Annotated in this window: 22 protein-coding genes; 17 read left to right on the plus strand and 5 right to left on the minus strand. The window is 50.3% G+C overall.

Going from position 1 to position 24,007, the window contains the following annotated elements; genetic code table 11:
- The first annotated feature begins 11 nt into the window (after nucleotides 1–11).
- Genes rseA through rseC form a run of 3 tightly spaced genes read left to right on the plus strand, consistent with a single transcriptional unit; the run spans nucleotide 12 to nucleotide 2,091 of the window.
- Nucleotides 12–665, plus strand: a complete 654-nt coding sequence (rseA, locus tag AC3ISQ_RS06065; RefSeq protein ID WP_489351468.1) for an anti-sigma-E factor RseA — start codon at nucleotides 12–14, stop codon at nucleotides 663–665.
- On the plus strand, nucleotides 665–1,618 hold the full coding sequence (gene rseB, locus AC3ISQ_RS06070) for a sigma-E factor regulatory protein RseB (RefSeq protein ID WP_489351470.1): 954 nt from the start codon (nucleotides 665–667) through the stop codon (nucleotides 1,616–1,618). The genes rseA and rseB overlap by 1 nt, the downstream gene beginning before the upstream one ends.
- Complete coding sequence (rseC, locus tag AC3ISQ_RS06075; protein WP_489351472.1) at nucleotides 1,618–2,091, plus strand: SoxR-reducing system protein RseC; 474 nt, start codon at nucleotides 1,618–1,620, stop codon at nucleotides 2,089–2,091. Before rseB ends, rseC begins: the two co-directional genes overlap by 1 nt.
- On the opposite strand, the gene AC3ISQ_RS06080 is transcribed toward rseC, so the two are convergent.
- Nucleotides 2,088–2,930: a hypothetical protein gene (locus tag AC3ISQ_RS06080; RefSeq protein WP_489351474.1), complete on the minus strand. Its 843-nt coding sequence runs from the start codon at nucleotides 2,928–2,930 to the stop codon at nucleotides 2,088–2,090. The two genes, rseC and AC3ISQ_RS06080, sit on opposite strands and share 4 nt — an antisense overlap.
- A 442-nt stretch (nucleotides 2,931–3,372) precedes the next feature.
- On the opposite strand from AC3ISQ_RS06080, the gene lepA reads away from it, so the two are divergent.
- From lepA to acpS, 7 genes are all read left to right on the plus strand, one after another.
- Nucleotides 3,373–5,172, plus strand: a complete 1,800-nt coding sequence (gene lepA / locus AC3ISQ_RS06085; RefSeq protein WP_489351476.1) for a translation elongation factor 4 — start codon at nucleotides 3,373–3,375, stop codon at nucleotides 5,170–5,172.
- Nucleotides 5,173–5,194: 22 nt separating this feature from the next.
- Entirely contained in the window at nucleotides 5,195–6,172 is a 978-nt protein-coding gene (gene lepB / locus AC3ISQ_RS06090; RefSeq protein WP_489351477.1) for a signal peptidase I, read from the plus strand.
- Between the two features lie 185 nt (nucleotides 6,173–6,357).
- Nucleotides 6,358–7,038, plus strand: a complete 681-nt coding sequence (gene rnc / locus AC3ISQ_RS06095; protein ID WP_489351479.1) for a ribonuclease III — start codon at nucleotides 6,358–6,360, stop codon at nucleotides 7,036–7,038.
- Complete coding sequence (era, locus tag AC3ISQ_RS06100) at nucleotides 7,035–7,943, plus strand: GTPase Era (RefSeq protein ID WP_489351481.1); 909 nt, start codon at nucleotides 7,035–7,037, stop codon at nucleotides 7,941–7,943. Before rnc ends, era begins: the two co-directional genes overlap by 4 nt.
- 8 nt (nucleotides 7,944–7,951) lie before the next feature.
- Nucleotides 7,952–8,683 carry a DNA repair protein RecO gene (recO, locus tag AC3ISQ_RS06105; RefSeq protein ID WP_489351482.1) on the plus strand — a complete coding sequence of 244 codons (732 nt, stop codon included), beginning with the start codon at nucleotides 7,952–7,954 and terminating at the stop codon, nucleotides 8,681–8,683.
- A 68-nt stretch (nucleotides 8,684–8,751) separates the two neighbouring features.
- On the plus strand, nucleotides 8,752–9,483 hold the full coding sequence (gene pdxJ, locus AC3ISQ_RS06110) for a pyridoxine 5'-phosphate synthase (RefSeq protein WP_489351484.1): 732 nt from the start codon (nucleotides 8,752–8,754) through the stop codon (nucleotides 9,481–9,483).
- Nucleotides 9,483–9,863: a holo-ACP synthase gene (gene acpS / locus AC3ISQ_RS06115; RefSeq protein WP_489351486.1), complete on the plus strand. Its 381-nt coding sequence runs from the start codon at nucleotides 9,483–9,485 to the stop codon at nucleotides 9,861–9,863. Before pdxJ ends, acpS begins: the two co-directional genes overlap by 1 nt.
- Nucleotides 9,864–9,891: 28 nt before the next feature.
- Here the strand turns inward: acpS and AC3ISQ_RS06120 are convergent, their stop codons facing one another.
- Entirely contained in the window at nucleotides 9,892–10,152 is a 261-nt protein-coding gene (locus tag AC3ISQ_RS06120) for a YfhL family 4Fe-4S dicluster ferredoxin (RefSeq protein ID WP_489351488.1), read from the minus strand.
- A 522-nt stretch (nucleotides 10,153–10,674) separates the two neighbouring features.
- On the opposite strand from AC3ISQ_RS06120, the gene AC3ISQ_RS06125 reads away from it, so the two are divergent.
- Together AC3ISQ_RS06125 and AC3ISQ_RS06130 are read left to right on the plus strand one after the other, a co-directional pair.
- A complete protein-coding gene (locus AC3ISQ_RS06125) occupies nucleotides 10,675–11,049 on the plus strand; it encodes a hypothetical protein (protein ID WP_489351489.1) in 375 nt (124 codons plus the stop codon).
- Nucleotides 11,046–11,954, plus strand: coding sequence for a YadA C-terminal domain-containing protein (locus AC3ISQ_RS06130; RefSeq protein ID WP_489351491.1), 909 nt, complete (start codon nucleotides 11,046–11,048; stop codon nucleotides 11,952–11,954). The genes AC3ISQ_RS06125 and AC3ISQ_RS06130 overlap by 4 nt, the downstream gene beginning before the upstream one ends.
- Before the next feature lie 55 nt (nucleotides 11,955–12,009).
- Here the strand turns inward: AC3ISQ_RS06130 and AC3ISQ_RS06135 are convergent, their stop codons facing one another.
- Nucleotides 12,010–12,858 carry a MurR/RpiR family transcriptional regulator gene (locus AC3ISQ_RS06135; protein ID WP_489351493.1) on the minus strand — a complete coding sequence of 283 codons (849 nt, stop codon included), beginning with the start codon at nucleotides 12,856–12,858 and terminating at the stop codon, nucleotides 12,010–12,012.
- A gap of 168 nt (nucleotides 12,859–13,026) precedes the next feature.
- Here AC3ISQ_RS06135 and murQ point away from each other — a divergent pair, with 168 nt between their 5' ends.
- The 3 genes from murQ to yfhb are packed head-to-tail and all read left to right on the plus strand — an operon-like array spanning nucleotide 13,027 to nucleotide 15,943.
- Nucleotides 13,027–13,920 (plus strand): N-acetylmuramic acid 6-phosphate etherase, encoded by an 894-nt coding sequence (gene murQ, locus AC3ISQ_RS06140; protein ID WP_489351495.1) that lies wholly within the window; start codon nucleotides 13,027–13,029, stop codon nucleotides 13,918–13,920.
- Nucleotides 13,921–13,939: 19 nt separating this feature from the next.
- Nucleotides 13,940–15,307 carry a PTS transporter subunit EIIC gene (locus AC3ISQ_RS06145; RefSeq protein ID WP_489351497.1) on the plus strand — a complete coding sequence of 456 codons (1,368 nt, stop codon included), beginning with the start codon at nucleotides 13,940–13,942 and terminating at the stop codon, nucleotides 15,305–15,307.
- Nucleotides 15,308–15,310: 3 nt separating this feature from the next.
- Nucleotides 15,311–15,943: a phosphatidylglycerophosphatase C gene (gene yfhb / locus AC3ISQ_RS06150; protein ID WP_489351499.1), complete on the plus strand. Its 633-nt coding sequence runs from the start codon at nucleotides 15,311–15,313 to the stop codon at nucleotides 15,941–15,943.
- Between the two features lie 46 nt (nucleotides 15,944–15,989).
- Here the strand turns inward: yfhb and yiaY are convergent, their stop codons facing one another.
- Nucleotides 15,990–17,141, minus strand: coding sequence for an L-threonine dehydrogenase (gene yiaY / locus AC3ISQ_RS06155; RefSeq protein WP_489351501.1), 1,152 nt, complete (start codon nucleotides 17,139–17,141; stop codon nucleotides 15,990–15,992).
- 305 nt (nucleotides 17,142–17,446) lie between these two features.
- Between yiaY and tadA the strand changes: the two genes are divergently transcribed.
- Nucleotides 17,447–17,953 carry a tRNA adenosine(34) deaminase TadA gene (gene tadA, locus AC3ISQ_RS06160; RefSeq protein ID WP_489351503.1) on the plus strand — a complete coding sequence of 169 codons (507 nt, stop codon included), beginning with the start codon at nucleotides 17,447–17,449 and terminating at the stop codon, nucleotides 17,951–17,953.
- Here tadA and mltF read toward each other — a convergent pair whose 3' ends face one another.
- Complete coding sequence (mltF, locus tag AC3ISQ_RS06165) at nucleotides 17,954–19,414, minus strand: membrane-bound lytic murein transglycosylase MltF (RefSeq protein ID WP_489351505.1); 1,461 nt, start codon at nucleotides 19,412–19,414, stop codon at nucleotides 17,954–17,956.
- 280 nt (nucleotides 19,415–19,694) lie between these two features.
- Between mltF and purL the strand changes: the two genes are divergently transcribed.
- Complete coding sequence (purL, locus tag AC3ISQ_RS06170; protein WP_489351507.1) at nucleotides 19,695–23,585, plus strand: phosphoribosylformylglycinamidine synthase; 3,891 nt, start codon at nucleotides 19,695–19,697, stop codon at nucleotides 23,583–23,585.
- The last annotated feature ends 422 nt before the right edge of the window (nucleotides 23,586–24,007 follow it).

Consider the following 24,007-nt stretch of genomic DNA (forward strand, 5'->3'; position numbering starts at 1 on the left):
GGTACTTAGGCATGCAGAAAGAAAAGCTTTCCGCTCTAATGGATGGTGAATCGCTCGACAGTGAGCTGTTAAGTTCGTTGTCCAAAGACCGAGCGCTTCAACAAAGCTGGCAGAGCTATCACCTGATACGTGACACGTTACGAGGTGATGTCGGGCAAGTCATTCATTTTGACATCGCAGAGCGTGTTGCCGCAGCATTGGAGAAAGAACCTGCTCGTCTGGTTCCTTCGGCGATTCCTGAAGCTCAACCTCAACCTCATACCTGGCAGAAAATGCCGTTCTGGCACAAGGTTCGCCCGTGGGCTAGCCAACTCACTCAGGTGGGGGTAGCAGCTTGCGTATCACTGGCGGTGATCGTCGGTGTTCAGCACTACAATCAACCAACAACACAATCTGTTGGCTCTGAAACGCCAGTATTCAACACGCTACCAATCATGGGACAGGCATCTCCAGTAAGCTTGGGCGTGCCAGCAGACAGTTTCTCTACCGGTAGCGGCCAACAGCAACAGGTGCAGGAACAACGCAAACGCATTAATGCCATGCTGCAAGATTATGAGCTGCAACGTCGTTTGCATTCTGATCAACTGCAACTTGAACAAGGCAACCCACAGCAGGCGGCTATTCAAGTTCCTGGAACCCAGTCTTTAGGAATACAGCAGCAGTAATGAAGCAACTCTGGTTTTCCGTTTGTCTATTGACGGGTAGCCTGCTCTATTCAAACATCGCCCCGGCGCAAACAGCGTCCGGGGCGTTGTTACAACAGATGAGCACTGCCAGTCAGTCACTCGATTATGAACTCGCCTATATCAGCATCAGTAAACAAGGGATAGAGTCTCTACGCTACCGTCATGCGGTGATTGATAAACAACCGCTGGGTCAACTGTTGCATATGGATGGCCCTCGCCGTGAAGTGTTACAGCGTGGCGGCGGTATCAGTTACTTCGAACCTGGTTTGGAGCCGTTCACGTTATCTGGCGATCACATCGTCGATGCGTTGCCGGCTATCGTCTATGCTGATTTTGACCGCTTGGCAAAATATTACGATTTCATCTCCGTAGGCCGCACACGTATTTCTGATCGCCCTTGTGAAGTGATCCGTATCGTTTCTCGTGACGGTTCACGTTATAGCTATATTGTTTGGATGGATGAAGCGACCAAATTACCGCTGCGGGTGGATCTGATTGATCGTGATGGTGAAACGCTAGAGCAGTATCGGGTGATTTCGTTTGTGGTGGGTAGTGAAGTGCAGAACGTAATGCAAGGATTGATTAAAGCCAACTTGCCGCCGTTGCTGTCACTGCCTGCTAGTGATACCGCCAAGTTGGGCTGGAGTGCGGGTTGGTTACCTGCTGGGGTGACGGAAGTGGCGAGCAATCGACGCAAGTTGCCGGGTATAACGGAGCAAGTAGAATCACGACTGTACAGTGATGGTCTATTTAGCTTCTCGGTTAATATCAGTCGTGCCGGTTCCGGTGTTGGTCAGCAGCTTTATCGTCAAGGGCGACGCACTATCCAGACCGAAGTGCGTAATGGCAATGAGATCACCATCGTCGGTGAGCTTCCTCCGGGAACGGCCAAGCGCATTGCAGACAGTATCACCTTCAAGGCATCACCGTAATGATGAAAGAATGGGCCACGGTGGTTTCGTGGCAACAAGGCGTAGCGTTGCTACGTTGTGAACCTAAAGCAGGTTGTGGCAGTTGCACGGCTCGTTCGGGCTGTGGCGCGCGAGCGTTGAATGAATTAGTGCCAGAAACTGAGCATCAGCTACAGGTTCACATCGATCAGCCGCTAGAGCCGGGGCAACGCGTTGAAGTTGGTATTATGGAAGGCAGTTTGCTGCGTTCCGCCATGCTGGTCTACTTGTTGCCATTGGCCGGATTAATCCTCGGCGCTGCGGTACTGCAATGGCTGTTTGGTGGTGATGGTGCAGCGGCGCTGGGCGCACTGCTCGGCGGCGGTGCAGCGTTCTTGCTGACACGTGCTCTAGCTCGACGTTTAGGCGAGCAAAGCAACTACCAACCCGTGGTATTACAGATAGGTTTGCCGCCGACGGCAATGAACCTACCCACCAATAATTCTTCTCTCTAAAACTGCTGCCGCGTCATCGCCGGATTATGGAAGGCGGGGATGCGGTTGTGGATCATATGCTCCAGCAGTGCGATGAATAAATCGGCGCTGTATAGCGAGAAATAGCACAACGTCAGTAATTCATGTCCTTGGTTATCAAACAACCGAAGCGTACCGTGCTGTGGCTCATAGTTGAGTGCACGGATTTGCTCGATCGGCAATGTGCATTGCGTTGCCACCAACGCGGTGGCGCTGAGTTGTAATGTTTGAACTTGGCGCCCTTGCATACTTGCTGGTAGTAAATGACTTAACCAACAAGCCCGGCATTTGAGATAGCCGAAGCTCAGCGTTTTGCCCTGATACAGCGCATTTAACTCCTGTGGCCCACGTTGCTGAAGCTGTTGATTAACAATGGCATCCACCAAACGCCAAGAATTAGCGACATTACTAGAGATGCTATACCAGGGTTGGTCAGCACTGGTACGAAAGGCCATAACATCACAAACGCTACCGAGTAACCGTCCACCACGGCAACGGTAAATATCACCAATCTTTTCGAAAGGAACGAACCGTTCCTTCTGGTTGTGGTGGTTAAACACTCGTACGCCGTGTTCATACAGGCGATAGGTTAGATTGGGCCGCAGATACTGGCGCAATGCCAATAAAATGCACCCTAGTAAGATGATGGCTGCACCAGCTTGTAGCAGGGCCAGAATATTACTTTCATCCTGATTATCGCTCAGCAATGGCAGCAGCAATAACGCCGTACCGATGCAGAGCAGCAGTGTTGCCACCGCTAAAATGCCCCAATTGACCTTAGAAAAATTGTGCCGGCTCAGCATTTGCCCTTTATCGATCATGCTACACCTCAGAGATTATGCTGGTGAACTCCGGTGGGCTGCCGATGTAGTGCCCTGAATTGAATATTTTGTTGCGAAGTTCTGCTTCATTTCTAACCGAGGTTCAGGCTGGGGGATATGGGTTTTTTCCTAAAGAGAATAGGAAGTAACGTGCTGATCCTCATATTATTTTACGTGGTTTTAGGAAGGGGTTTATTGCGGTTTTGGCGCTTATGGTTTAACGGTGTGACAGTTTGGTAACATCTGCTTTCACCAACTACCGTCCCTTGTAACATGAAAGCTGGCATATTAGCGTTGCCGATCGCTAGGTTTTCAGTGTTGCGGCATGTAGAATGCTGCGATTCAGGCGAAATATGGCCGAACCCATTCACTGTCGCTTTATGTCCATCCGGGTTTCCATAGGCGAGTAATTCAGAAATACCAAGGCAGAAAAACTTTTATAATGAAGCATATACGAAATTTCTCCATTATTGCCCACATTGACCACGGCAAGTCTACGCTGTCTGACCGTATCATTCAGATCTGCGGCGGTTTGACCGAACGTGAGATGGCCGCACAAGTTCTGGATTCAATGGATCTGGAACGCGAGCGCGGTATTACCATCAAGGCGCAGAGCGTCACGTTGGACTATAAAGCGTTGGATGGGCAGACCTACCAACTTAACTTCATCGACACCCCTGGACACGTTGACTTCTCGTATGAAGTTTCTCGTTCGCTGGCGGCCTGCGAAGGCGCCCTATTGGTGGTTGATGCCGGTCAGGGCGTTGAAGCTCAGACCCTGGCTAACTGCTATACAGCGCTCGATATGGATCTGGAAGTCGTACCGGTTCTTAACAAGATTGATTTGCCCGCTGCCGATCCCGATCGCGCCGCGCAAGAAATTGAAGACATCGTCGGTATCGATGCTACTGACGCCGTGCGTTGTTCGGCGAAAACCGGTGTGGGTGTTCCTGAGGTGTTGGAGCGTTTGGTGCGTGATATCCCAGCACCAGAAGGTGATCCAGATGGTCCATTACAGGCGTTGATCATCGACTCTTGGTTCGATAACTATCTTGGTGTTGTTTCCTTGGTGCGTGTTAAAAACGGCACCATGCGCAAGGGCGACAAGATCAAGGTAATGAGTACTGGGCAAACCTATAACGCCGACCGTTTGGGGATTTTCACCCCGAAACAGGTCGATCGCGATGTGCTGAACTGCGGCGAAGTAGGTTGGTTGGTTTGTGCGATTAAAGACATCTTGGGCGCGCCAGTAGGCGATACCTTGACGTTAGCACGTCAACCCGCGGACAAAGCGTTACCGGGCTTCAAAAAAGTTAAACCTCAGGTTTACGCGGGTCTGTTCCCGATCAGTTCTGATGATTATGAATCCTTCCGCGATGCGTTGGGTAAACTGAGCCTGAACGATGCTTCGTTGTTCTACGAACCAGAAAGTTCAACGGCGCTGGGCTTCGGTTTCCGCTGTGGCTTCCTCGGCTTGTTGCATATGGAGATCATCCAAGAGCGTCTGGAGCGTGAATACGATCTAGAGCTGATCACCACGGCACCCACGGTAGTGTATGAAGTGGAAACGACGGGCAATGAAACTATCTACGTTGATAGTCCATCCAAGCTGCCACCGTTGAATAACATCGCTGAACTGCGTGAGCCGATCGCGGAATGTCACATGCTGATGCCGCAAGAATATCTGGGCAACGTGATCACTCTGTGTATTGAGAAACGTGGTGTGCAAACCAATATGGTTTACCACGGTAACCAAGTGGCGTTGACCTATGAAATTCCGATGGCGGAAGTAGTACTCGATTTCTTCGATCGACTGAAATCCACTTCGCGTGGTTACGCTTCATTGGATTACAACTTCAAACGCTTCCAGACTTCAGACATGGTGCGTGTTGACGTGTTGATAAACAACGAACGCGTCGATGCGTTGGCGTTGATCACTCACCGCGACAACTCTCAATACCGTGGTCGTGAGCTGGTAGAGAAAATGAAAGAACTGATCCCGCGTCAGCAGTTTGACATCGCGATCCAAGCGGCGATTGGTACGCACATCATCGCGCGTGCCACTGTGAAACAGTTGCGGAAGAACGTTCTGGCGAAGTGCTACGGCGGTGACATTAGTCGTAAGAAGAAACTGTTGCAGAAACAGAAAGACGGTAAGAAACGCATGAAGCAGGTGGGTAACGTTGAATTGCCACAAGAGGCGTTCTTGGCCATCCTGCACGTTGGTAAAGACAGCAAGTAAGACAGTAACTTAGGGAGTTTGCATGGCGAATATGTTTGCCTTGATCTTGGCGTGTGCCACTTTGGTCACTGGGATCATCTGGTGCTTCGAGCGCTTTAAATGGGCGCCAGCACGTCGGGCGAAAATCGCAGCGGTCAATGCTCAGACCAACGGTGCGGTAGACGAGAAAACGTTGGCGAAAGTCGCGAAGCAGCCGGGTTGGATTGAAACCGGTGCTTCGGTTTTCCCGGTATTATTGCTGGTGTTTGTGGTGCGTTCGTTTATTTACGAACCCTTCCAGATCCCATCAGGTTCTATGATGCCGACGTTGTTGATTGGTGATTTTATTCTGGTGGAGAAATATGCCTACGGCATTAAAGATCCTATTACCCAGACCACGCTGATTGAAACTGGCCATCCAAAACGCGGTGATATTGCGGTATTTAAATATCCGCTGAATCCAAAACTGGATTATATCAAACGTGTAGTGGGTCTACCGGGCGATCGCGTGACTTATGATCCGATTAATAAACGTGTCACGGTGCAACCGTCGTGTAATAGCGGTCAAGCCTGTGATAAAGCACTGGCGGTGACCTATAACGAAGCGGCGCCAAGTGATTTCGTGCAAACGTTCAGCCGTAGCGGAATGGGGGAGAGCAGCAATGGTTTCTTCCAGATCCCAACCAGTGACAACGTACCTGCTGGTGGTATTCGTCTGCGTGAGCGTCAGGAAACCTTGGGCACAGTATCACACCGTATTCTGACCGTACCGGGTGCTCAAGATCAGGTAGGCGCTTATTACCAACAGCCAGGTCAGCAATTGGCTGAATGGGTAGTGCCAGCCGGGCATTACTTCATGATGGGTGACAACCGTGATAACAGCGCCGATAGCCGTTATTGGGGCTTTGTGCCTGAGAAAAATCTGGTTGGTAAAGCGACGGCAATCTGGATGAGTTTTGAAAAGCAGGAAGGCCAATGGCCGACCGGCGTCAGATTGAGCCGTATTGGCGGAATTCATTAATCGCGCGCTTATAAACGCAGCATTATATTTCTGCCCGTTGTAGAATACCTTTTCGAGCGATAAAAAAGTTGGCCTCCAGTTGGAGGCCACTGCAAACGAAACAGCTTTGAGTTCCTAATAGGTAAACAGACCTGTTCCGTGTGCTGCAAGTTTTTGACGCATATCTTGATCTTTATTGGTAACTCATGAACCCCATCGTAATAAACAGGCTGCAGCGGAAGCTGGGCTATACTTTTCAACAGCACGAGCTGTTGTTGCAGGCGTTAACTCATCGTAGCGCCAGCAGTAAACATAATGAACGTCTTGAATTTCTGGGTGACTCTATTCTGAGTTATGTCATCGCCAATGCGCTTTATCATCGTTTTCCTCGTGTAGATGAAGGTGATATGAGCCGTATGCGCGCAACGTTAGTGCGCGGTAATACCTTGGCTGAGATGGCTCGCGAATTCGACTTAGGTGAATGTCTACGCCTTGGTCCGGGTGAATTGAAAAGTGGTGGTTTCCGCCGCGAATCGATTCTGGCGGATACGGTTGAGGCATTAATTGGCGGTGTGTTCTTGGATAGCGATATTCAGACAGTCGAACGCCTGATTTTAGACTGGTATCGCAGCCGGTTGGACGAGATCAGCCCTGGTGATAAGCAGAAAGATCCAAAAACCCGTTTACAGGAGTTTTTGCAAGGTCGCCATCTGCCGTTACCTTCTTATCTGGTGGTGCAGGTTCGCGGTGAAGCGCACGATCAGGAATTTACCATCCACTGTCAGGTGAGTGGCTTGAACGAACCGGTCGTCGGTACTGGCTCAAGTCGCCGTAAAGCTGAACAGGCGGCAGCGGAACAAGCGCTGAAAAAGCTGGAGCTTGAATGAGCGAAGTAACACAACACTGCGGTTTTATCGCGATTGTCGGTCGACCAAACGTGGGCAAATCCACGTTACTGAACCAATTGCTGGGGCAGAAGGTCTCTATCACCTCGCGTAAACCACAGACCACGCGTCACCGCATTATGGGTATTCATACCGAAGGAGCCTATCAGGCTATTTATGTGGATACCCCTGGGCTGCATATTGAAGAAAAGCGTGCCATCAACCGTTTGATGAACCGCGCAGCTAGCAGCTCGATTGGCGACGTTGAATTGGTTATCTTCGTGGTTGAAGGCACCAACTGGACTGCTGACGATGAAATGGTGGTCAACAAGCTACGCAGCCTACGTTGCCCGGTACTGCTGGCGATCAACAAAGTTGACAACGTCACTGATAAATCCAAATTATTGCCGCACATCGCCTTCCTCAGCCAGCAAATGAACTTCCTGGACGTAGTACCGATCTCGGCAGAAAAAGGTATGAATGTTGATACCATCGCGAGTATTGCGCGAAAACTTTTGCCAGAAGCGGAGCACCACTTCCCAGAAGATTACATCACTGACCGTTCACAACGCTTTATGGCTTCGGAGATCATCCGTGAAAAACTGATGCGTTTCTTGGGCGAAGAATTGCCGTATTCGGTCACGGTGGAAATCGAACAGTTTGTGCCTAACGAGCGCGGTGGTTACAACATTCACGGTTTGATTCTGGTGGAACGTGAAGGCCAGAAGAAAATGGTGATCGGCAATAAAGGTGCCAAAATCAAAACCATCGGTATTGAAGCCCGTCAGGACATGGAACAGATGTTTGAAACCAAAGTGCATCTGGAACTGTGGGTGAAAGTGAAATCCGGCTGGGCGGACGACGAACGTGCGCTGCGTAGCCTAGGCTATGTCGACGATCTGAAGTAATACATCCGATGGATGGCTGGGAGCGCGCCTTCGTCCTGCATGGACGACCGTACAGTGAAACCAGTTTAATGCTGGATTTGTTCACCGAAGGTCATGGGCGGGTGCGTTTGCTGGCAAAAGGCGCACGTAGTCGCCGCTCCAATCTAAAGGGCTGCTTGCAGCCCTTTACTCCTCTGTTAGTCCGCTGGGGCGGTCGTGGTGAAGTCAAAACGCTGCGCAATGCCGAAGCCGTTTCCTTGGGTTTACCTCTTCGCGGCATGATGCTGTATAGCGGCCTGTATGTGAACGAACTACTGGCGCGCGTGTTAGAGCAAGAAGCCAATTATTCGGTGCTGTTTTTCGATTATCTGCAATGTTTACAAGCATTGGCGGCGGAAGATAGCTCGCCTGAACATGCTTTGCGTCAGTTCGAGTTGGCGTTGCTTAATCATCTGGGTTATGGCGTCGACTTCCTACATTGTGCTGGTAGCGGGCAACCGGTGGATGATGGTATGACTTACCGTTATCGTGAAGAGAAGGGTTTTATCGCTAGTTTGGTGATTGACCACTACAGTTTTACCGGAAGAGAGCTGCGGGCACTGGCTGAACGTCAGTTCCCGGACGTCACCACCTTACGTGCCGCCAAGCGCTTTACCCGCATGGCATTAAAGCCTTATCTGGGCGGAAAGCCGCTTAAAAGCCGCGAGCTGTTTCGTCAGTTCGTGCGTAAACAACCCAACACCCCGGTCGACGACGCTTAATCACTTTTTCCGCCTCTTGCCGAGGTGTAAACTGCTGGCACTACTTATTTGTTATCCAGAGGATTGTTATGGCTGATTTACTGTTGGGCGTTAACATCGATCACATCGCGACCTTGCGTAATGCGCGCGGAACTCAATATCCTGATCCCGTACAAGCGGCGTTCACTTCAGAGCAAGCCGGAGCGGACGGTATTACCGTGCATTTACGTGAAGATCGCCGTCATATCACCGATCGCGATGTACGAATCCTACGCCAGACTATCCAGACGCGTATGAATCTGGAAATGGCCGTCACCGATGAGATGCTGGATATTGCTGTAGAAATTAAGCCGCACTTTTGCTGCTTGGTGCCAGAAAAACGTGAAGAAGTGACCACCGAAGGTGGGCTGGACGTGGCTGGCCAGCTAGACAAAATGACCGTGGCAGTTGAGCGCTTGTCGCAAGCCGGGATCTTGGTTTCGCTGTTTATCGATCCTGATCACCGCCAGATTGATGCCGCGGTTGCCGTGGGCGCACCTTATATCGAAATTCATACCGGTGCCTATGCCGAAGCGCAAGGTGAGCTGGCCGTGCAAGCTGAACTGAAACGTATTGCCAGTGCCGCGACCTATGCCGCAGGTAAAGGGCTGAAAGTGAATGCGGGTCATGGTCTGACGTATCATAACGTTCAAGCGATTGCCGCGTTGCCAGAAATGCACGAATTGAATATCGGCCACGCGATTATTGGTCAAGCGGTGATGAGTGGTTTGAAAGACGCGGTTGCCGATATGAAGCAACTGATGCGGGAAGCGCGTCGCTAATGGCAGTTTTGGGCTTGGGCACTGACATTGTTGAAATGGCACGTATCGAGGCGGTCGTGGAGCGTAGTGGCGATCGTTTAGCAAGGCGTGTACTAAGCGCCGCTGAGTGGGAAGTGTATCAGCAGCATCAACAGCCGGTGCGCTTTTTGGCTAAACGTTTTGCGGTCAAAGAGGCTGCCGCTAAGGCGTTTGGCACCGGTATCCGCAACGGCCTGGCCTTTAACCAGTTTGAAGTATTTAACGATGGGCTAGGTAAACCGAATATTCGCCTGCACGAACGTGCCGCAGAATTAGCACAGGAAATGGGGGTGACGTCGATCCACGTTTCACTGGCGGATGAACGGCGTTATGCCTGTGCGACGGTGATTATTGAAGGTTAGAAAAAGGCTCACGAGGTGAGCCTTTAGCTTAAATCCGGTCTGCGTGATGCAGAACCACGAATTTGTCCCACAACTGCTCGTTGGTTTCTTGGTGCTGTGGATCGATGATGATGGTGTTATCGATCGGGCAAACCTGCTGGCAGGTCGGTGTTTCATAATGACCAATGCATTCAGTGCAGCGTTCGCTATCGATTTGGTAAATCTCATCCCCCATCGAGATTGCTTGATTAGGGCATTCAGGTTCGCACATATCGCAATTGATGCATTTTTTGGTAATCAGTAAAGCCATTTCAACTACTTACCACTTTAATTTTTAATATCAATCAGTTGATTGCTGATTGCATTCCTAGTCGTGTCTAAAATACCTGATGTGTGAGTGAGGCACAGGGCGGTTTTGACAATAAGGAATTTCAATGCCGGGCACTGTAACACAAAATATTGATAGCCCCAATGATAGCGAATTTTTAACCGCTTCGACTAAGAGGTTTGACGGGAGATAGTGAGTAAATATGTATACATGCTAAAATATTGTATGTGTATGTTCCTTCATAAAGTAATGGATGAGTTTTTTAATTAACTTACTGTATTGTTTTGGATCAAATTTTTATCATCAATCATTTAAGTCACTCGCTCTTAGCTTTGAGCATATAACCCATCATCTATCATTGATATTAATCAAGTTGACAATTATTTTGAGTGTGAAATTAATTCAGTCGCAAGTTTTTTGTTTCGAATTTAATATGACATCACAATAAAACTAATTGATACGAACCTGTGTTTTTAATTTAATAATTGATGATGGTGATGTTAGATGAAGGTTAATAAAGTCGTTGTGTTAATGGTGTTAAGTATTTCCACATTACTCGTGGGTTGTTCCCATCGTAATCTGACTGATTCAGAAAGAGCCGCTATCCTTGGTGCTTCTGAAAAACAGGCGATGGAAAATGCTCAAGCCCAATATCCGGTTCAAAAAGCCCAATCTGCAAAGGTGAAAGTTAAGCATTTTGCGGAAATGGAAATTAAAACCACCTCTACTGGACTTACTGTCGATGGTAAACCTGCGGCGGTGATAGAAAAAAACCAAGATGCTACCGCCTATCAACAAGGTGTTTATAATTTTATTGTGTACGCTAGCGGAAAAATAGCAGTGACGAAAGAGGGTGTATTTCAGGGGTACGCAAAATGAAAATTTCTATCCTTGTTTTATTCATGACTATTGCTTCTGTACCTGCTGTTAATGCTCAATATTTTTACAGCATTGGGCAAAAAAATGATGCCATTCAGAAAATTCGTAATGAGGCTAATTCAGCTTTCGAACTCAATTCGCTTTTATTGAATAAATACAATACTGATCGCGCAAATTTTACTTCGGCAGAGAGTGAAGCGATGTCTCATGCTTCTGAGGTATTGAAAACGGCTGGACAGCAAATTGCAACGATCCAGAGTGTCCCTATTTTGGTTCAGCATATCCCGACGCGTCTGGATCAGAATTATGTCGCGCATAATGATCCTACAGGTATCCCGGTTCCTCAGCCTGTGGCTCAATCGACCCCAACAAAACTGAATGGCTCTCAACATCCGACTAATGAGCATCACATTACTAATGCCCCGACCCAGATAAAACAATCTGTACCTCAGACGATTAATATGGGTGAGCATTTAGATGGTCAGCATATCGGGCCTGATCAAGTGACTAAACCTGTTTTACCGCCGAAAGTTGTTTCTGTTGGTAGCATTATGACGACTTCAGCTCCAACCCCAGTAACCCACCAAGTTAACTACGATACTCAGATTGCTGACCATGAGAGCCGTTTAAACAGTTTGGAAGGTCACGAAAAATCACAAGATCAACGGATCGATCAGAATGATAAAAAGGCGATGGCAGGCATTGCAGGTGCGTTAGCTCAATCAGGTTTGCATTACACCAATACAGAAAATTCAATTGCTGCTGGTGCGGGTGCATACGATGGGGAAGATGCTGTAGCCGTTGGTTATTCTCATCAATGGGAAGGGATAAGAGCGAGTGTGCAAAGTAGTGTTGATAGCGCGAATCACTTTGGTGCCTCTGCTTCAATGGCTGTCGGCTGGTAACTAAACTTTACGGAGTTACGTCAACCACGTAGCTTCGTAGTTTTTAATCGATTCATCAGACTAACTTCTTCACCAACTGCTCACTGTGGCGAATGCGGTCACGGGCATGATCAAGATCGTGCTGTATCAACGCCATAAACAGCAAGTCGGTCAATGCGAACTGCGCGGTGGTGGAGGATATCGCCGCACTGCGGGTGTTGGGTTCTTCCGCGATGGTGTAAAGGCAATGATCGGCGCGCTGTTGCAAACCGTTAGGGGAGAAACTGGTCAGCGCCAAGACGCTGGCTCCGGCGTTTCGGGCTTCTTCTGCCGCTAGGTTGATTTCCCGCCGTTCGCCGCTAAACGAGATGGCTAAGAGCAGATCCTGATTATTCAACGCTTGCACCGTTGCCAACTGGACGTGCATATCGGCTTCGGCCACCGCCATCACACCAATTTTCAGCAATTTGAATGAAAAATCTTTGGCTACCAGACCTGACGCGCCAATCCCTACTAACACCACACGCCGAGCCTGACGCAGCATCTCTAATGCCCGGTGCAGGCGTTCTTCACTGTTAATGTCCAGGGTGGCGCGCAAAGCCGACTGCTTTTCTACCAGTAATTTCTCACCCACGGTTTTTAATGCATCACTGCTGAGAACTTGATTGTGTACGGCAATGGCAGGTGTTGTTTGCGGTTGAGCCAGCGTCTCACTCAACGCCAATTTTAAAGCAGGAAACCCTTTGTAGCCCATTTTTTGGGCAAATTTCACTACGCTTGACTGACTGACTCCGGCTAACTGCGCCAGTTTTTGCGAACTGAGATGACGGGCTTGCTCGCCGTTATGCAGTAAAAAATCGGCTAGTTTACGGTCGTTCTGAGCCAGCGCCGGATACATTTGTCGAATACGTAGAAGGGTGCTCATTAGCTTCTTCCTAGGAGTGAACGGGCATTTTGCCACGTCAGAGTTGAAAACGCTCAGTGAAAATTTTTTGTGAGCTTGCTTCTAAAATAACAAATAACACTCGCTTTAATGAATAAAATATTCAAATAATGACTTCAAGTTGTGAATTAAAAATTCAAAGGTGAACCAATGAACTTAGGCGCATTAGTATCCGAAACCCGTAATCCTGCCACTATGACGTTGGATGAGATGTCGACGCTGGACATGGTGAGTTGTTTTAATCAGGAAGATCGCAAAGTACCAGAGGCGATCGCCAAGGTGCTTCCCGCTATCGCTGAGACGGTCGATCTGACGGCGGCGGCGCTCAAAGCGGGTGGGCGGCTGATTTATCTGGGGGCGGGTACCAGTGGTCGTCTAGGTGTTCTTGATGCTTCTGAGTGTCCACCGACCTTCGGTGTGCCGCACGGTCTGGTGATTGGTTTGATCGCGGGTGGGCCGGGGGCGTTACTAAAAGCGGTAGAAGGCGCAGAAGATGATGAGTCATTAGGTGAGAGCGATCTGAAAGCGTTGAGCCTCACCGCAACCGACATGGTGGTGGGTCTAGCGGCTTCCGGGCGCACTCCTTATGTGATAGGTGCATTGCGTTATGCCCGTGCTCTGGGCTGCCCAACGGCGGCTATCTCCTGTAACCCAGACTCACCGATTGCCAAAGAGGCGCAGGTCGCGATCTCTCCTGTTGTTGGCCCAGAAGCACTGACCGGTTCGACACGTTTGAAATCGGGTACGGCACAGAAACTGGTACTGAATATGATCTCGACCGGTGCGATGGTCAAATTGGGTAAGGTTTATCAAAACCTGATGGTGGATGTGAAAGCGACCAACGTAAAACTGGTCGATCGTGCCTGTCGTATCGTCGTTGAAGCCACGGGAGCCGAACGCGCTCAGGCTGAAGCCGCGTTGGCACAAACTGGATTTGAAGTGAAACCGGCCATTTTGATGATTCTGGCCGGTATAAATGCACAAGAAGCGCAGCAGCGTTTGCAGAAACACGATGGTTACTTACGCGCAGCATTGACCCGTTAAACGACTTCTGGGGCTAATAATGGATAAAACAACCACGCTGGCAACGCAGATCCTGGCTGGGATCGGCGGTGAGGGGAATATTCTCAAGTTAGAAAACTGCATGACGCGGGTGCGTGTCGAAGTTAACGACGAGCAGCATTTGGATCTCCCATCGCTGAAACAATTACCGGGTGTGAAAGGCTATATCAAGCAAGGCGATCAGCATCAGTTTATCGTTGGCCCCGGAGCGGCGGCGAAAGTAGTCGATGCTATGCGTTCGTTGTTGACTGGTGCCGAGCCAGTCACTGCGGTGGGGGATGATATTTCCCGTAACAAAGCCGCCGCCAAAGCCAAATATTCTGCCCCAATGAGTGAAGCACTGAAGAAACTGGCGAATATCTTCATTCCACTGATCCCGGCGTTTATCGCTTCGGGTCTGATTACCGGCATTATCAACATACTGAAACGCCCCGATATCGCCGGGGATATCGCGATTAACTACCCGAATATTCTGGGATTACTGGCAATTTTTGGTAGTGCGGTATTTGCCATCATGAATATTTTGGTCGGTGTTAATGCCGCCAGAGTGTTTGGTGGTTCGCAAGCGATGGGCGGCGTGATGGCGGGGATACTCTCTAGTCCGGCGTTAGCACAAATTACCCTGTTTGGTGAAGCCTTGCAGCCGGGGCGCGGTGGGGTGATTGCGGTCTTGCTGGTGGTGGCGTTGATGTGTTGGATCGAAAAGCGGTTACGCAATCTGCTGCCGGAATCGATCGAGCTGATCTTGAACCCATTGATCACTACCTTGGTGACGGCGTCGCTAGCTATCGTTATCTTGCAACCGCTCGGTGGCTATATATCTGACGCCATTGCCCACGGCGCGAATCTGGCGATCGATAAAGGTGGATTGTTGGTCGGAGCGTTACTTTCTGGTTTCTTCCTGCCATTAGTACTGTCTGGTTTGCACCAAGGATTGGTGCCGATTCACGTTGAGCTGGTACAGGCGCATGGTTCTAACCCTTTGTTACCGATTTTGGCGATGGCGGGGGTTGGGCAAGTCGGTGCTGCGCTGGCTATCTTGATGAAAACACGTAATACCCGTTTGAAAAAGGTGATTAAAGGGGCGTTGCCGGTTGGGATCTTGGGGATTGGTGAGCCGTTGATTTTTGGTGTCACGCTACCACTAGGTAAGCCGTTTATTGCGGCCTGTTTGGGCGGCGCTGTTGGCGGAGCGCTGATCAGTTACTGGAAAGTCGCAACGGTGATTACTTTCGGGATATCTGGTTTACCACTGGCGCTGACCATTGTCTCTGGCAAGGTGATGTTGTACTTAGCGGGGATGGCGATTACCATCATCGCAGGATTTATTTTCACTTGGATCATGGGCTTCAATGATCCCGAGGAGTAAGGTTTGAACGAAGGCTGGCGCGTGGTGTTCTTTGATCTGGACGGTACTTTGCACCAAGAGGATATGTTCGGCAGTTTTCTATTGTTTTTGCTACGGAAGCTGCTGTTGAATTTGTTGTTAGTGCTGCCGTTGCTACCCGTTGTGGGGTTAGTGATGTTGATTATGGGACGGGCTGCACGTTGGCCGATGAGCCTGCTGTTATGGGCGACCACTTTCGGGCGTTCAGAGGCGCGATTAGAGCGTTTGGAAAAGGCATTTGTTGACGAGTTCCGTCAACGTGTCACGCCTTTTCCCGTTGTACAAATGCGTTTGCGCCAATACCTCGAAGCCGATGATGTACAGGTTTGGTTGATAACCGGTTCACCTGAACGCTTGGTACAGCAGGTTTATCAAGACTCCGAGTTTTTACCACGAGTAAAGCTGATTGGTAGCCGTATCACGCGTCGCTTTGGCGGTTGGGTGCTGGTAATGCGCTGTCTCGGCGAACAGAAGGTAACGCAACTAGAACAACAGCTCGGTGCTCCGCTAAAACTGTACAGTGGTTACAGCGACAGCAAACAGGATAATCCGTTGTTATTTTGTTGTGAGCACCGCTGGCGGGTCAGCAAGTTAGGTGAGTTACAGCAATTAAAATGAAAAAGGGCGAACGCGATGTTCGCCCTAAAATTTTCGCTGCCGCGTATTACATAGCCGCTTTAAAGATAGCGACAATTTGCTGGTGCTCAGCCTGAATCGGGTTAGTAAAACCGCAAGCATCTTTCAGCGCGTTGGTGGCTAAGGTATCGAAATCCTCTTCTTTAACGTTCAGATCACGTAATCCCGCTGGAATGCCGACGTCTTTCGCCAGCAAGCGAATAGCGGCGATACAGGCGGTTGCGCCTTGTTTATCATTCAGATGTGCCACATCTAACTTCATCGCGACCGCCACCTCTTTCAGCCGTGCGGCAGAAACGCTGGCATTGAACTCTTGAACGTGTGGCAACAGAATCGCATTACACACGCCGTGTGGCAGATCGTAAAAACCGCCTAACTGGTGCGCCATCGCATGAACGTACCCTAACGACGCATTGTTGAATGCCATCCCTGCTAAGAATTGGGCATAGGCCATATTTTCACGCGCTTGCATATTTTGCCCATCGGCGACGGCATCACGCAGAGACTCAACGATCATCGTCACGGCTTTCAGTGCACAGGCGTCGGTAATCGGGTTAGCCGCGCTGGAAACATAGGCTTCGATAGCGTGGGTCAGGGCATCCATACCGGTCGCCGCAGTCAGGCTTTTTGGCATACCGGCCATCAGGTGAGGATCGTTTACCGACAGAATTGGCGTTACGTGTTTGTCGACAATGGCCATTTTGATGTGGCGTGACTCATCGGTAATGATGCAAAAACGGGTCATTTCTGAAGCCGTCCCAGCGGTGGTGTTAATCGCCACCATCGGTAATTGAGGTTTGGCAGAACGATCGACACCTTCGTAATCTTTGATTTCGCCACCGTTGGTGGCGACCAACGCGATACCTTTAGCGCAGTCGTGCGGGGAACCGCCGCCAAGTGACACCACACAATCGCAATCAAAATCCCGTAGCGTTGCCAACCCTTGTTTCACATTCAGTGTGGTTGGGTTCGGATGAGTGCCATCATAAACACAACTTTCGATCTGCTGGGCGGCCAGCAGTTGTTGAACCTGAGTGACAACGCCAATGCTGTTCAGCACTTTGTCGGTCACGATCAGCGCTCGGCGCAGACCTTGTTCTTTAATCGCTTTAGCAGCCTCTTCAAGACAGCCAGAACCGATCATATTGACGCAAGGGATAAAGAAAGTTGAAGCAGCCATAATTCACTCCTTAGAAAGATTTTTTGCTTGTCCCGAACACTACGCTGCTAATGGTTTAGTAAACATGATCTATCGCAATAATCACATAAATAGAGCAGGTTGCTGATTTGGCTTAATAAAAAACTAGTGCGTTGAGGGTATTCACAAAATTATGGCTATCTATAATAAGTCATACTTATAAATACTAGTTCAGTTATTGATAATTCCGCCGGTTATGCACTCATCGCTTTCTTTAAACGACTGCGACACCTCAATTGCCCATACTGTGTATAATGCCCGCCGCAAAGCGCACGAGGAATTATGCGATGACTGAATATAACGATGAATATTGGATGCGCCAGGCATTGAAATTGGCGTTACGGGCGCAAGAAGAGGGCGAAGTACCGGTGGGTGCGCTGCTGGTGCTGGACAATCAAGTGATTGGCGAAGGGTGGAATCGCCCGATTGGTCGTCACGATCCGACGGCTCACGCCGAGATCATGGCGCTGCGTCAAGGTGGAGCCGTGTTGCAGAACTATCGGCTCATTGATGCCACTCTATATGTGACGTTGGAGCCTTGCGTGATGTGCGCAGGAGCGATGGTGCATAGTCGTATTCGTCGCTTGGTGTATGGCGCCGCGGATGAGAAAACCGGGGCCGCGGGATCGCTGGTGGATATTTTGCGCCATCCGGGCATGAATCATCAGATAGACATTACCTCTGGCGTACTGGCTGAAGACTGTGCTGCCACGTTGAGTCATTTCTTCCGTCTGCGCCGTGAGCAGCAAAAAGCGTTGAAACTGGCACAACGTGCCACGAAAAGTCAGGAATAATTAGAACGCTAGTGCCAATGCCGGTGGGACCACCGGATAAGCCTTTCCTTGTTCGGCCAGTTGATTCGCTTCTTGTGCTGCCTTCTTTTCTTTTTCTAGCAAATACCCCACCAGACTGACCTGATAACGGCGGATATTCTCTACATAATTGTAGGCTTCATACCCGCGGGCGTAGCCATAGGTTAACTGCGGGGCATAGCGTTTTTGACTAAGCATCGGCAGACGCTGCTTCACATCGACCCAACTGTCTGGATTCCCTTTTTGCGATTTGGTCAGCTTACGCGCATCCAGCATATGTCCCCAGCCCATGTTGTAGGCTGCCAGAGCAAACCAAATGCGCTCATCCTCTGGCACGGTATCCGGTACTTTTGCCATCAGCCGCTGCAAATATAGTGCGCCGCCTTGAATGCTCTGCTCAGGGTCGAGACGATCCTTCACATCCAAACCGTCGGCAGTGGCGCGCGTCAACATCATCAAACCACGTACACCCGTGGGGGAGGTGGCTTGCGGGTTCCAATGCGACTCCTGATAGGCAATGGCCGCTAGCAATTTCCAGTCGATTTCGTTGGCGTACTTCTCAAATAAAGGCCGGAAGTTGGGCAGCACATTATCAATGGCAGATAAGAAAGTTCGAGTATCAACGTAATCGAAGCTGCCAACGTGGCCGAGGTATTTCTCTTCCAATCGCGCCAGCGTGCCGTCTTCCGTTATCTGGCTGTAGAAATCCAGCATCGCCGCATACAGGCTGTCATCCGTGGTGCGCTTTAAATACCAGGTCACCGGCTCTTCATCCGTGACATCGAATGCGACGGCCAACTGTGGATGAATACGTTGTAGTAGGGCGATGGTCACGGAATCACCGATGGTGTAATCCAGTTTGCCCGCAGCAACCTGTTCCAATAACTCTTTGGAGGCCAGATCGCTGGAGGTTTCCCAACTTAGATTGGGGAATTTATCTTGTTTGAGCTGTTTAAGTGTACTGGCATGTGCCGAACCGGAAGACACTGCTAACCGGCCTTTGAGTTCCTTAAAGCTCTTTGGGCGGGTGCTCCCTAGGCGATACACCAATTGTTGGGAAACCGAATAATAAGCGGGGCCGGTACGGGTGCGATTGAGACGCTCAGGATTGTAGATCAACCCGGCAGCCAAGAGATCGACACTGTCATCATTCAGAGCGTCAAACAGATCGTTGATGTTCTGATGTGGGATCACCACCAGTTTCACCCCAAGGTAATCGGCGAAGCTTTTTGCCAATTCGTAGTCCAGTCCACTCGGACCTTGCTTGGTAGTGAAATAGGTAAGCGGGGAGTTTAAGGTGCTAATACGCAGCTCTCCCCGTGATTTGATCGCTTCGAGTTGTTCACCCTGGCCACCACGCCAGGCAATGTTAGGCCACAGAGCGAGCGCGAGAAGCAAGGTAACAACACCGATTAGAATGTAATTTATTTTTAGGCGTTTCAAATAGTTATCTCGTAATGGCTCTTGTACACTGCTGGCCGGAATTATTGTTTTTGATATGGTTAAATCACCAGTGCCGGGGCATTTTGCGCAACAAAACGTCAGTGTGCAACTTTATTGACACGATATGCCAATTTCAGGGGAGAAATAGCTTTTATCAATAATAGCCACGCAAACGGTTTCGTCCGTGGCGTAGATTCTTTATAATGGCGCGCGTTTTCCCCCTGTTGCGCCCAATGAAGTGCTGAAATCAGTAGCTTCGAAGACGAGAGAACTTAAGATTATGGAAATACTGCGTGGTTCGCCCGCTTTGTCGGCTTTTCGTATTACCAAACTGCTGTCCCGCTGCCAGGACGCAGGGCTCCCGGTCAGTGACATTTACGCTGAATACGTCCACTTTGCCGATGTCAGTGCTCCGTTAAGTCCCGAAGAACATGCCAAACTTCAGCGCTTGCTCAAGTACGGACCTTCTCTCGCCGAACATGCTCCCGCTGGTCGCTTGCTGCTCGTCACGCCGCGTCCAGGTACCATTTCTCCTTGGTCTTCTAAAGCCACCGATATTGCCCACAATTGTGGATTGTCGCAGGTTGTGCGGCTGGAACGTGGTCTGGCGTTTTACGTCACGGCACCAGCGCTGACTGAAAGCCAGTGGCAACAATTGGCGGCTTTGCTGCACGATCGCATGATGGAAACGGTGTTCAGCGAGCTACAACAGGCGGAAAAACTGTTCTCTCATCATCAACCTGCGCCTTACCAGACCGTTGATGTTCTGGGGGAAGGACGTAGCGCGTTGGAGCAGGCCAATATCAAATTGGGTTTGGCACTGGCTCAGGATGAAATTGACTATCTGTTGAATGCTTTTAACGGTTTGGGGCGCAACCCAACGGATATCGAACTGTATATGTTCGCGCAGGCCAACTCTGAGCACTGCCGACACAAGATTTTTAACGCCGACTGGATCATCGATGGTAAAGAGCAACCGAAATCGTTGTTCAAGATGATCAAGAACACCTTCGAACAAACGCCGGATTACGTGCTGTCTGCTTATAAAGACAACGCGGCGGTGATGGAAGGTTCACAAGTCGGGCGTTTCTTTGCTGCACCGGGTAACGATCAATATGACTACCATCAGGAAGAAGCGCATATCCTGATGAAGGTAGAAACCCACAACCACCCAACGGCGATTTCGCCGTGGCCGGGGGCTGCGACGGGTTCTGGTGGTGAAATTCGTGATGAAGGCGCAACCGGGCGCGGTGCTAAACCCAAAGCAGGTTTGGTTGGCTTCTCGGTATCCAACCTGCGTATTCCAGGCTTTGAACAGCCATGGGAACAGGATTTCGGCAAACCGGAGCGTATCGTTACCGCGCTGGATATCATGACCGAAGGCCCGTTAGGAGGCGCTGCGTTCAACAACGAGTTTGGTCGTCCGGCGCTGCTGGGCTACTTCCGTACTTATGAAGAACAGGTTAACAGCCATAATGGCGTTGAACTGCGTGGCTACCATAAGCCGATCATGTTGGCTGGTGGTATCGGTAATATCCGTGCGGATCACGTGCAAAAGGGTGAGATCACCGTGGGTGCCAAACTGGTGGTGCTGGGTGGCCCGGCAATGAACATTGGTTTGGGCGGTGGCGCAGCCTCTTCTATGGCTTCTGGTCAATCAGATGCCGATTTGGATTTCGCTTCGGTACAACGCGACAACCCAGAAATGGAACGTCGCTGTCAGGAAGTGATTGATCGCTGCTGGCAACTCGGTGCTGAAAACCCGATTTTGTTTATCCATGACGTCGGTGCCGGTGGTTTATCTAACGCCATGCCGGAATTGGTGAGCGATGGTGGCCGTGGTGGCCGTTTCGAACTGCGAGATATCCTGAACGACGAGCCGGGCATGAGCCCGCTGGAAGTGTGGTGTAACGAATCCCAAGAGCGCTATGTGATGGCCGTTGCGCCTGAACAGATGGCACAGTTTGATGCTATTTGCCGCCGCGAGCGCGCGCCTTATGCGGTCATTGGTGAAGCCACCGAAGAACAACACCTTCTACTTTCCGATCGTCACTTCGACAATCAGCCGATCGACATGCCGCTGGACGTGTTGCTGGGCAAAACGCCAAAAATGACCCGCGATGTGCAAACCTTGCAAGCCAAAGGTGAGCCGGTATACCGTGAGAAAATCACTATTGCTGACGCGGTGAAACGCGTACTGCATTTACCGACCGTGGCGGAGAAAACCTTCTTGATCACTATCGGTGACCGTACTGTGACCGGTATGGTGGCGCGCGATCAAATGGTGGGACCATGGCAGATCCCGGTGGCTGACTGCGCGGTGACCACCGCCAGTTTGGATAGCTACTACGGTGAAGCCATGTCGCTCGGTGAGCGTGCACCGGTTGCCTTGCTGGACTTCGCTGCCTCTGGCCGTTTGGCGGTTGGAGAAGCGCTGACTAACTTGGCGGCGACTGAAATCGGCTCATTGAAACGAGTAAAACTTTCCGCGAACTGGATGTCCGCAGCGGGTCACCCGGGTGAAGATGCGGGCTTGTACGCGGCGGTGAAAGCGGTCGGCGAAGAGCTTTGCCCGGCGCTGGGAATCACCATTCCGGTGGGTAAAGACTCTATGTCGATGAAAACCCGCTGGCAGGAAGGTAATGAACAACGTGAAATGACCTCGCCATTGTCGCTGGTGATCACCGCTTTTGCTCGCGTCGAAGATGTGCGCCACACGGTGACGCCGCAACTATGTACTGACAAAGGTGAGACCGAACTGCTGTTGATCGACCTAGGTAACGGTCATAACGCCCTAGGCGCGACGGCGCTGGCTCAGGTTTATCGTCAATTAGGCGATAAAACCGCGGATGTACGCAGTGCAGAACAGCTGGCTGGTTTCTTCAACGCGATGCAGCAATTGGTCGCCGATCGCGCATTACTGGCCTATCACGACCGTTCCGACGGTGGTTTGCTGGTGACTCTGGCAGAAATGGCGTTTGCTGGACATTGCGGCGTAGAGGTTGATATTCAGAACTTGGGCGATGATGCATTGGCAGCATTGTTCAACGAAGAGCTGGGCGCAGTGATTCAGGTGACCTCAGAGCAACGTGCCGCGGTGCAGCAAGTGTTTGCCGAGCATGGCTTGAGTGACAACGTTCATCTTATCGGTCGTGTACAAACTGGTGATCGTTTCGTTATCACCAGCGCGGGTCAGCCGGTTTATAGCGAAAGCCGTCAAACCCTACGCACTTGGTGGGCTGAAACCACTTGGCAGATGCAGCGCCTGCGTGACAACCCAGAATGTGCCGATCAGGAACATAAGGCCAAACAAGAAGCTCAGGATCCGGGCTTGAACGTTAAGTTGACCTTCGCACCGCAAGACGATATCGCTGCACCTTATATTGCCAAAGGCGCGCGTCCGAAAGTAGCGGTGCTGCGTGAGCAGGGCGTTAACTCCCATGTTGAAATGGCGGCGGCGTTCCATCGCGCTGGTTTCGATGCTATCGACGTGCATATGAGCGATTTGTTGGCGGGGCGTCGCTCACTGCAAGATTTCCATACTTTAGTGGCCTGTGGTGGCTTCTCTTACGGCGACGTATTGGGGGCTGGTGAAGGTTGGGCGAAGTCTGTGCTGTTCAATGATCGTGTACGCGATGAGTTCGAAGCCTTCTTCCATCGTCCACAGACCTTGGCGCTCGGCGTGTGTAACGGCTGCCAGATGATGTCCAACCTACGTGAATTGATCCCCGGTGCTGAACATTGGCCGCGTTTTGTTCGCAACCTGTCGGATCGTTTCGAAGCGCGTTTCAGCTTGGTTGAAGTGGCAGCCAGTCCGTCGCTGTTTATGCAGGACATGACAGGCTCGCGGATGCCGATCGCTGTTTCTCACGGTGAGGGGCATGTAGAAGTCCGTGACGCGGCGCATCTGGCGGCGCTGGAGAGTCATAATTTGGTGGCGCTGCGCTTTGTCGATAATCACGGGAAAGTGACCGAAACCTACCCGGCTAACCCGAATGGCTCGCCAAACGGCATTACTGCGGTGACCAGTGCCAGCGGTCGTGCGACGGTGATGATGCCGCACCCTGAGCGTGTATTCCGCACTGTGAGTAACTCATGGCATCCGCAAGAGTGGGGCGAAGATAGTCCGTGGATGCGTATGTTCCGCAATGCGCGTAAGCAATTGGGCTAAGCCCATTTTAAAATGACTAAAAAGGCACAAAGGATTGTGCCTTTTTTAATGCATTGATTTTTATTTTGTTTTTATGGTTGTCGGTGTTTTGCGACAAACGCGATTTTTCGTGTCTCCAAAAAGAGACACTTAACTCATTGATTTAAATGGCAGTAAATTTTGCTGGTATTAGCTGTCGGGATTTAGCGACAGAGTGATGAATTATTCATCGTGCTTCTTTGTGGATTAGGCTATGTGTTTTATTGTGATTAAATAAAATTCGTTGTATATCAATTTGTTGATTTTAACTTTTAAAAGTTGGCACGCTTGCTGCATTATTACTATCAGTTGCTCATTCAACTTTGTATGATGGCCCCGTAATTAGACGGAATTGTTGCCTCATAAGCCTTCGAATGATGCCAAAAGTAATGGTGCCTATCGTC

This window comes from Serratia sp. KH_031, from assembly GCF_057839655.1.

What these genes read in the sequence shown, in the direction of transcription:
- rseA (WP_489351468.1), top strand. Translation starts at nt 12, where the DNA reads ATGCAGAAAGAAAAGCTTTCCGCTCTAATGGATGGTGAATCGCTCGAC.
- rseB (WP_489351470.1), top strand. Translation starts at nt 665, where the DNA reads ATGAAGCAACTCTGGTTTTCCGTTTGTCTATTGACGGGTAGCCTGCTC.
- rseC (WP_489351472.1), top strand. Translation starts at nt 1,618, where the DNA reads ATGATGAAAGAATGGGCCACGGTGGTTTCGTGGCAACAAGGCGTAGCG.
- AC3ISQ_RS06080 (WP_489351474.1), bottom strand. Translation starts at nt 2,930, where the DNA reads ATGATCGATAAAGGGCAAATGCTGAGCCGGCACAATTTTTCTAAGGTC.
- lepA (WP_489351476.1), top strand. Translation starts at nt 3,373, where the DNA reads ATGAAGCATATACGAAATTTCTCCATTATTGCCCACATTGACCACGGC.
- lepB (WP_489351477.1), top strand. Translation starts at nt 5,195, where the DNA reads ATGGCGAATATGTTTGCCTTGATCTTGGCGTGTGCCACTTTGGTCACT.
- rnc (WP_489351479.1), top strand. Translation starts at nt 6,358, where the DNA reads ATGAACCCCATCGTAATAAACAGGCTGCAGCGGAAGCTGGGCTATACT.
- era (WP_489351481.1), top strand. Translation starts at nt 7,035, where the DNA reads ATGAGCGAAGTAACACAACACTGCGGTTTTATCGCGATTGTCGGTCGA.
- recO (WP_489351482.1), top strand. Translation starts at nt 7,952, where the DNA reads ATGGATGGCTGGGAGCGCGCCTTCGTCCTGCATGGACGACCGTACAGT.
- pdxJ (WP_489351484.1), top strand. Translation starts at nt 8,752, where the DNA reads ATGGCTGATTTACTGTTGGGCGTTAACATCGATCACATCGCGACCTTG.
- acpS (WP_489351486.1), top strand. Translation starts at nt 9,483, where the DNA reads ATGGCAGTTTTGGGCTTGGGCACTGACATTGTTGAAATGGCACGTATC.
- AC3ISQ_RS06120 (WP_489351488.1), bottom strand. Translation starts at nt 10,152, where the DNA reads ATGGCTTTACTGATTACCAAAAAATGCATCAATTGCGATATGTGCGAA.
- AC3ISQ_RS06125 (WP_489351489.1), top strand. Translation starts at nt 10,675, where the DNA reads ATGAAGGTTAATAAAGTCGTTGTGTTAATGGTGTTAAGTATTTCCACA.
- AC3ISQ_RS06130 (WP_489351491.1), top strand. Translation starts at nt 11,046, where the DNA reads ATGAAAATTTCTATCCTTGTTTTATTCATGACTATTGCTTCTGTACCT.
- AC3ISQ_RS06135 (WP_489351493.1), bottom strand. Translation starts at nt 12,858, where the DNA reads ATGAGCACCCTTCTACGTATTCGACAAATGTATCCGGCGCTGGCTCAG.
- murQ (WP_489351495.1), top strand. Translation starts at nt 13,027, where the DNA reads ATGAACTTAGGCGCATTAGTATCCGAAACCCGTAATCCTGCCACTATG.
- AC3ISQ_RS06145 (WP_489351497.1), top strand. Translation starts at nt 13,940, where the DNA reads ATGGATAAAACAACCACGCTGGCAACGCAGATCCTGGCTGGGATCGGC.
- yiaY (WP_489351501.1), bottom strand. Translation starts at nt 17,141, where the DNA reads ATGGCTGCTTCAACTTTCTTTATCCCTTGCGTCAATATGATCGGTTCT.
- tadA (WP_489351503.1), top strand. Translation starts at nt 17,447, where the DNA reads ATGACTGAATATAACGATGAATATTGGATGCGCCAGGCATTGAAATTG.
- purL (WP_489351507.1), top strand. Translation starts at nt 19,695, where the DNA reads ATGGAAATACTGCGTGGTTCGCCCGCTTTGTCGGCTTTTCGTATTACC.